This is a genomic window from Arsenicicoccus bolidensis DSM 15745, assembly GCF_000426385.1.
In the GTDB taxonomy this organism is placed as follows: Bacteria; Actinomycetota; Actinomycetes; order Actinomycetales; family Dermatophilaceae; genus Arsenicicoccus; species Arsenicicoccus bolidensis.
Genome location: NZ_AUFG01000009.1, coordinates 113691 through 121065 on the forward strand (window position 1 = coordinate 113691; position 7375 = coordinate 121065).

Consider the following 7375-nt stretch of genomic DNA (forward strand, 5'->3'; position numbering starts at 1 on the left):
GCCAGTGAGTGGAGCCTTGAGACCGTGGGCCCCGACCGCGTGATCGACGAAGGCCGAGGTGCGTCCTGTGATCCGTGTCGCCAGCGTCCCCAGCGCACACCCGTATGTCGACCGCCTGCTGCCCCGTGCCATCGGCACGGACGGCGCGGGCGGCGACCGAGCGGTGCGTCTCGAGGACCCGCCACCCCCTGGCCGGACGGCCGGCGACGGCGTGTGGTGGCCCCCGATGGTGCTCGACCCCGTGTGGCTGGTCGCGCACGCCGACGAGGTGGACGTGGTGCACGTGCACTTCGGGTTCGAGTCCTCCACGACCGCCCAGCTGACGCTGTGGGTCCAGGAGCTCCGGCGGGCCGGCATCACGCTCGTCGTGACCGTGCACGACCTCGCCAACCCGCACCTGAGCGACCAGCAGGCCCACCTCGACGCGCTCGGGGTGCTCGTCCCGGCCGCCGCCGAGGTCATCACGCTGACGCCCGGCGTGGCCGCGGTGATCCGCGAGCGGTGGGGCCGCGAGGCGGTCGTCCTGCCCCACCCCCAGATCGCCGACGACGCCTGGGTCCGTCGCTCCGACACGTCACGCTGCAACCGCCAGCGCGGGCTGCGGGTGGGTGTGCCGCTCGGGGCCGTCCGCGCCAACGTCGACCCCACCTCCTGGCTCGCACCCCTGGCCGCGACGGTCGGGGAGCTCGGCGGCACGCTGGTCGTCACGGTCAACGACGAGGTGCTGCGCAGCGACGACGCCCGCCGGCTGGACGTCCTCGCCGCCGTCGAGGGCCTGGCCTCGGCCGTGGCGTGCGTCGACCTGCGGGTGCGCCCGCGGCTGGACGACGACGCCCTGGCCGCGTGGATCGCCGGGACCGACGTGGTCGTCCTGCCCTATGCCCACGGCACGCACTCCGGCTGGCTGGAGCTGTGCTGGGACCTCGGCGCCTCGTGCCTGTCGCCCGCGGTGGGGCACTACGCCGAGCAGCACGACGACGTGGGCTTCCACGCGGAGTTCGACGAGCCCGAGGCGGTCGGGACGGCGCTGCAGCACCTCGTCGCGGACCGCACGCGCGCCGGGGGTGAGCCGTGGCAGGTGCCCTGGGGCGACGCCGCCGAGCGGCTGGCCCGCCGGTCGTCGGCCGACGAGCACGCGCGGCGGGTGCACGAGGAGGTCTACGACCGGGTGCTCGGTGCAGGTGCGGCGCCTGGCGCCGCGACCGTCGAGCAGGTCGGCCGCGTCGAGCAGGTCGATCGTCCGGCCGCCGCGCTCGGGGAGCGCCTCGGCGACTCCCTCGGTCACTCCCTGCGGGAGGGCCTGAGGTCCCTCACCTCCGCCCTGCACAACCCCTGCGCCGGGTCCACGCGGGTCACGGTCGGCACCTCGCCCCCCGACGTGGCCGACGGATCCCCCGGTCCAGGGAGTCCGGGCCGCTGGCGGGACCCGGTCGGGTCCACGAGGGTCCCCGTCGGGGCCACCCGCGTCGTCGCGGGCAGCTGGTGAAGCCCCGCCTCCGCGTCGTCGTCATCGCCCCGCACCGCCACCGCATCCGCGAGCCGTTCGCGGGCGGGCTCGAGGCGCACGTGTGGCACCTGGTGCGACGACTGCGAGACCTGGGCCACGAGGTGATCCTCGCGGCGGCCGAGGGGTCGGACGGCGTCGAGCCGGGCCTGGCCTTCCCCCGGCGACCGTGGCGTGCCTCCCCCGCGGCGGCGCGTGACGTCTCGATGCCCGCACCCGAGTTCATGGCCGAGCACCACGCCTACCTCGGCGTCATGCTCGCGCTCGCCGAGGGTCGCTACGGCGACGTCGACGTGGTGCACAACCACTCGCTGCACCACCTGCCGGTGGCCATGGCGGGTGCCCTGCCGACGCCCATGCTGACGACCCTGCACACCCCGCCGACCCCGTGGCTCGAGTCGGCCGTCATGCTCGCCGACCCGCAGCACGGCAGCCGGTTCGCCGCCGTCAGCGGCTTCACCGCGGACGCGTGGTCGGTCCTGCCCGAGCGGCCGAGGGTCGTGCACAACGGCGTCGACCTCGACGAGTGGCCGCTCGGTGAGGGCGGCGACTGGCTGGTGTGGTCCGGCCGGCTCGTGCCCGAGAAGTGCCCGCACCTCGCGATCGACGCAGCCCGCCTGGCCGGCATGCCGCTCCGGGTCGCGGGCCCGCTCAGCGACCGTGAGTACTTCGCCCGCGAGATCGCGCCACGCCTCGGCCCGGACGTGCAGTACGTCGGGCACCTGGCCCACAACGACCTCGCCGCCCTCGTCGGGTCCAGCGCCGCGGCGCTCGTGACGCCGTGCTGGGACGAGCCGTTCGGTCTCGTGGTGGCCGAGTCCCTGGCCTGCGGCACGCCTGTTGCGGCGTTCCGCCGAGGGGGGATCCCCGAGGTCGTCGCCACGCCGGAGTGCGGCTCGCTGGTGGACCCCGAGGACGTCGAGGCCCTCGCCGCGGCCCTCCCCCGGGTCGTCGCGCTGGACCGGCACACCGTGCGTGAGCACGCGCGCTCGTCCCTGTCGGTCGAGCGGATGGTCGCCGACTACCTCGACGTCTATCGCGAGCTGGCCCGCGGCGACGCTCCCCGCCCGGGCGACCGGCGGTCGGCCCGGGACGTCGTGCGCCGGCTGCAGGTCGGCGCATGATCGGCTGGTACGTCCATCACCAGGGCCGCGGTCACCTGCACCGGGCTCGGGCCATCACCGCACACCTGGACGAGGACGTCACCGTGCTGTCCACGCTGCCCCGGGAGGACTGGGCGGCCGACTGGCTCGAGCTGCCGCGGGACGACGTCGAGGGCCGCACCGACGCGAGCCCCGGCGGTCGGCTGCACTACGCCCCGGTCGACAACCTCGGCCACACCGAGCGCCTGGCCGCGATCGCCTCGTGGGTGACGCGCGTGCGCCCGCGGCTCGTCGTCGTGGACGTGTCGGTGGAGGTCACGGTGCTCGTGCGGACGCTCGGGATCCCGGTCGTCGTGATGGCCATGCCCGGCGACCGCGACGACGCCCCGCACGAGCTCGGCCACGACCTGGCCCGGGCGATCGTCGCGCCGTGGCCCGGCGAGCTCTACCAACCCGGCTACCTGCGACGACGCGCCGACAAGGTCACGTATGCCGGGGGCATCTCCCGCCACGCGGGCCGCCCTCTCCCGGCCCCTCCCACTGCCACTGCCTCCCCGGCAACCACGGCGGCCACGGCGCCCCGTCATGATGGCCCACGGCGGGTGCTCCTGCTCGGCGGCGCGGGTGGCAGCCGCCTCGGCCCCGCCGACCTGGACGCGGCACGTGCGGCGACCCCCGGCTGGCAGTGGACGGTCGCGGGTCCCCTCGGCGAGTGGCACGCCGACGTCCTGCCCCTGCTCGTGTCGACGGACGTGGCGGTGATCGCCGCCGGGCAGAACTCCGTCGCCGACGTCGCCGTCGCGGGCTGCCGGGCCGTCGTCATCGCCGAGGACCGGCCGTTCGACGAGCAGCGAGCCACCGCAGGCGTGCTCGCGCAGCACGGCCTCGCCGTCGTACGCGAGGCGTGGCCGACCGACTGGGCCGCCGTCCTCGACGAGGCGATGGCCCTGGACCCCGCCTGGGAGCGCTGGCGTGCCGACGGCGCCGCCGCCCGGGCCGCCCAGGCCATCCAGGCCGCCGCCGACGGGGTGGTCGCGCGATGAGGGCGGTCGCGCCATGAGGGTGGTCGTCGTGACGATCGCCGCGGGGCGTCATACGCACCTAGCCGCCCAGCGCGCCCACCTCGCGGCCCTCCCGACCCCGCCCGAGCACGTGGTAGTCGCCATGGGCGACCCGCAGATCGCCGACGTGGTGGGCGAGGCGGCCGGCGTGCACGTCGTCGAGGTGCCGGCACCGCCCGGGCACCTGCCGCTCGCGCTGGCCCGCAACACGGGTGTCCAGCGGTCCCTCGACCTCGGCGCCGAGCTCGTCGTGCTGCTCGACGTGGACTGCCTGCCCGGCCATGCCCTGGTGGACGGATATGCCTCCGCCGCAAGCAGGCTCGGGGACGCGCTCCTGTGCGGGCCGGTGACCTACCTGCCCGCCGAGGCAGGCTCCCCCGCCCCCGACCAGCTGGACCGCTGGACCTCCCCGCACGCGGCCCGGCCGGCCCCGGGCGACGGCGAGCTGGTGCGGGGCGGCGACCACCGGCTGTTCTGGTCGCTGTCGTTCGCCTGCACGCCCGCCACGTGGCGCCGCCTCGGCGGCTTCTGCACCGACTACGACGGCTACGGCGGCGAGGACACCGACCTCGGCATGATCGCGCGGCGCCAGGGCGTCGACCTGGTGTGGGTCGGGGGCGCCCACGCCTATCACCAGCACCACCCGGTCTCGAGCCCGCCCGTCGAGCACCTCGACGACATCCTGCGCAACGCGGCGACCTACCACCGGCGCTGGGGCGAGTGGCCCATGGAGGGCTGGCTGCAGGCCTTCGCCGAGCGAGGGCTCGTGACCTACGACGGCAGCGCCTGGCGACGGGTCGACGGCGCCCAGGAGGCCTCATCGTGACCGGGCATCTCTCTGGCGCAACGGACTTCGAGGATCGCTACCGCGAGGACCCGGACCCCTTCGGCGTCCGCACCAGCTGGTACGAACGCCGCAAGATCCAGGCCGTCGTCGCCTCGCTCACCCGCGAGCGCTATGCCCACGCCTGGGACCTCGCCTGCGGCACAGGCGATCTCGCGCTCGCCCTCACCGCCCGGTGCGCCCGCGTCACCGCCACCGACGCGGCCCCCACCGCCGTCGAGCTGACCCGAGACCTGTTGCGCGACAAGGACGCCGACGTCTCGGTCAGCGCGCTCCCTGCTCGTGCCGTGCCGGCGGGGTCCTGCGACCTGGTCGTCGCGTCGGAGGTCCTCTACTACCTCGACGAGGCCTCGCGGCAGGCGACCTACGACGCCATGCTGGTCGCTGCCGAGAGCGAGTCCGGTCGCGACACAACCGATCACGCAGCTGAGGTGGTCGCCGTCCACTGGCGGCACCACCCGCACGACGCCCACCTGTCCGGGGCGGACGTCACCGCCGAGCTCGACGCCCGCCTCACCGCGGGCGGGTGGGAGCGCGCGGTGCGGCACGAGGACACCGACTTCGTCGCCGGGCACTGGATCGGCCGGCCCACCCCCACCGAGGAGACCACGTGACCACCGCCGACGAGCCGCTCAGCACGCTGGCGCCGTTCCCCGCCGCGCTGCCCGACGCGACGCTGCCCGCCCTCGTCGCCTCGCACGACTGGGCCTGCCTCGACTGGCCGGCGCTGCTGCGCGCGCTGCTGGCGGTGGGCCGCACCTCGATCCCCCTGGGCCGCCTCACCGAGGGGCACGTCGACGCCGTGCGGATCCTCGCGCAGGCAGGACGACAGCCGCACGGTGGTGCGACATACGGCGTCTGGGCCTCTCGCTCGCACGCCACCGGCGTCCGAGCGACGCCGGTGGACGGTGGCTGGGTGCTCGACGGGACGCTGCGGTTCGCGTCGGGCGTGGGCCTCATCGAGCGCGCCCTGCTGCCGGTGTGGCTCGACGAGGAGCGATCCGTCCTGCTCGACCTCGACGTGAGCACGTGGCAGGGCGACGAGGACTCGTGGCGGACGCCCGCGATGATCGACTCCCGCTCCCTGACCGTCCCCGTCGAGGGCGTCGGGGCGACCACGGACGCGCAGGTCGGCGACGAGGGCTTCTACCTCGGGCGTCCCGGCTTCTTCCCCGGCGGGGTCGGCGTGACCGCGGTCTGGGCCGGTGGCGCGGCACGCGTCGCAGACCTCACGGCGCGCGCGACGGCGGGTGCCCCGCCTGCCCCGGCAGTGACCGCGCGCTGGGGCCGCATCCGAACCGAGCTCGCCTGTGCCGCAGCGCTGCTCGACACGGCGGGTCGAGTGCTGGCGTCGTCGGAGCCAGACCTCGGGTCGTCCTCGACGTCGTCCTCGGCGTCGTCCTCCGAGGCATCCCCGGCGCGCGGAGCCGGCGGACGTGGCCAGGAGCTGTCGACCGAGGTGCGGGCCGGCGTGGCCGCCGCCTCCCGCGCGGTGCTCGAGGAGTGCCGCGTCCTCGCCGGCCCCGCGGGGATGGCCTTCGACGGCGACCTGGCGCAGGCGCTGGCGGACCTCGACCTCTACGTCGCGCAGCAGAACCGCGACGCCGACCAGGGCTACCTCGGTGGGCTCGTCCGCTGACCTGGCCGCCCCTCCCGCCCTGCTCGTCGTCCTCCCCGCCCACGACGAGGCACGGCGGCTGCCCGCGGCCCTGTCCTCCGTCGGTCGGGCGCTGGCCGGGTGGCCCGGACCGTCGCGGGTGGTCGTCAACGCCCACCGCTGCACCGACGGCACGGCGGCCGTGGCTCGCGTCGCGCTGCGGCCGGACGGCCCCCTGTCCGGCCTCGTGGTCGAGGACGCCACGTCCGTCACGGTCGGCGAGGTCCGCGACCGTGGCGTCCGCGCCGCGCTGGAGCGCTGGCCCCTCGCCCCGGGCAGCACCTGGCTGCTCAGCACCGACGCCGACTCCGTCGTGCCTGCCGGCTGGGTCAGGTCCCTCCTCGACGTCGCCGTCTCCCGCTCGGCGGTGGCGGTCGCCGGCATGGTCGAGCTGACCGACTGGACGGCGACGCCCGAGGCGCGGGCGGCCTACGACAGCATCGCCCGGTCCGGCATCACCGGCCCCGACACCCACGAGCACGCGTATGCCGCGAACCTCGCCATCCGCCTCGACGCCTATCTCGCGGTCGGCGGCTTCCCGGCCGTCGCGCACGGCGAGGAGACCGCGCTGCTGGCCGCCCTGGCCGCCGCGGGCTGGCCCGTCACGAGCACCCGCGCCTCGGTCGTCCGCACGTCAGGTCGCATGCCCGGTCGCGCCCGCGAGGGGCTCGGGCACCTGCTCCAGCAGCTCACCCACCCCTGACCCGGCCCGGTCGGTCGGTCGCGGCCGCTGCCTCACTCCGCCCGTCCTCCGCCCGTCCTCCACCCGCCGTCTCGGCGTGCGTCCTCCGTCTCGGCGACCATCTCCCGTCTTGTGCGGCAGCCCGAGACGGGGAGCGGCAGCCGAGACGGGGAGCGGCAGCCGAGACGGGGAGCGGCAGCCGAGACGGGGAACGGCAGCCGAGACGTCGGCGGCAGGCCCAGACGGGCGGTGCCGCCATACGAGCAGGCCGCGGACCGGCCGCACATCGACCGGCCTGGGGCACATCGACCGGCCTGGGGCACATCGACCGGCCTTCGACACGTCGACCCACCCTCGACACATCCGCCTGGCGGGCGAAGGCGGGTGGATGTGACTACCTGAGGTAGGTCGGGGGTTTGTTCCATCGTGGAAGTGGTATGGCGAAGGTCATGAGCAGCGCAGCCCAGACCGTCATGTCCCCGACGACCGACTCCGCCCGCGACCTCATGGGCGGGCAGCAGCCG

7 protein-coding genes are annotated in these 7375 nt (G+C 75.6%); all 7 read left to right on the top strand.

Annotation, left to right across the window (positions count from 1 at the left end; translation table 11 throughout):
• Positions 1-67 precede the first annotated feature (67 nt).
• Genes K313_RS20410 through K313_RS0107330 form a run of 7 tightly spaced genes read left to right on the top strand, consistent with a single transcriptional unit; the run spans position 68 to position 6872 of the window.
• Positions 68-1486 (top strand): glycosyltransferase family protein, encoded by a 1419-nt coding sequence (locus tag K313_RS20410; RefSeq protein WP_029211062.1) that lies wholly within the window; start codon positions 68-70, stop codon positions 1484-1486.
• A complete protein-coding gene (locus tag K313_RS0107305) occupies positions 1483-2628 on the top strand; it encodes a glycosyltransferase family 4 protein (protein WP_205621834.1) in 1146 nt (381 codons plus the stop codon). The genes K313_RS20410 and K313_RS0107305 overlap by 4 nt, the downstream gene beginning before the upstream one ends.
• Positions 2625-3650, top strand: a complete 1026-nt coding sequence (locus K313_RS0107310; RefSeq protein ID WP_029211064.1) for a hypothetical protein — start codon at positions 2625-2627, stop codon at positions 3648-3650. Before K313_RS0107305 ends, K313_RS0107310 begins: the two co-directional genes overlap by 4 nt.
• A gap of 28 nt (positions 3651-3678) precedes the next feature.
• Positions 3679-4494, top strand: coding sequence for a glycosyltransferase family 2 protein (locus K313_RS0107315; protein ID WP_239261361.1), 816 nt, complete (start codon positions 3679-3681; stop codon positions 4492-4494).
• Complete coding sequence (locus tag K313_RS0107320; RefSeq protein WP_029211066.1) at positions 4491-5126, top strand: class I SAM-dependent methyltransferase; 636 nt, start codon at positions 4491-4493, stop codon at positions 5124-5126. The genes K313_RS0107315 and K313_RS0107320 overlap by 4 nt, the downstream gene beginning before the upstream one ends.
• Positions 5123-6151, top strand: a complete 1029-nt coding sequence (locus K313_RS0107325) for a hypothetical protein (protein WP_029211067.1) — start codon at positions 5123-5125, stop codon at positions 6149-6151. Before K313_RS0107320 ends, K313_RS0107325 begins: the two co-directional genes overlap by 4 nt.
• Positions 6135-6872, top strand: a complete 738-nt coding sequence (locus tag K313_RS0107330; protein ID WP_029211068.1) for a glycosyltransferase family 2 protein — start codon at positions 6135-6137, stop codon at positions 6870-6872. The genes K313_RS0107325 and K313_RS0107330 overlap by 17 nt, the downstream gene beginning before the upstream one ends.
• The last annotated feature ends 503 nt before the right edge of the window (positions 6873-7375 follow it).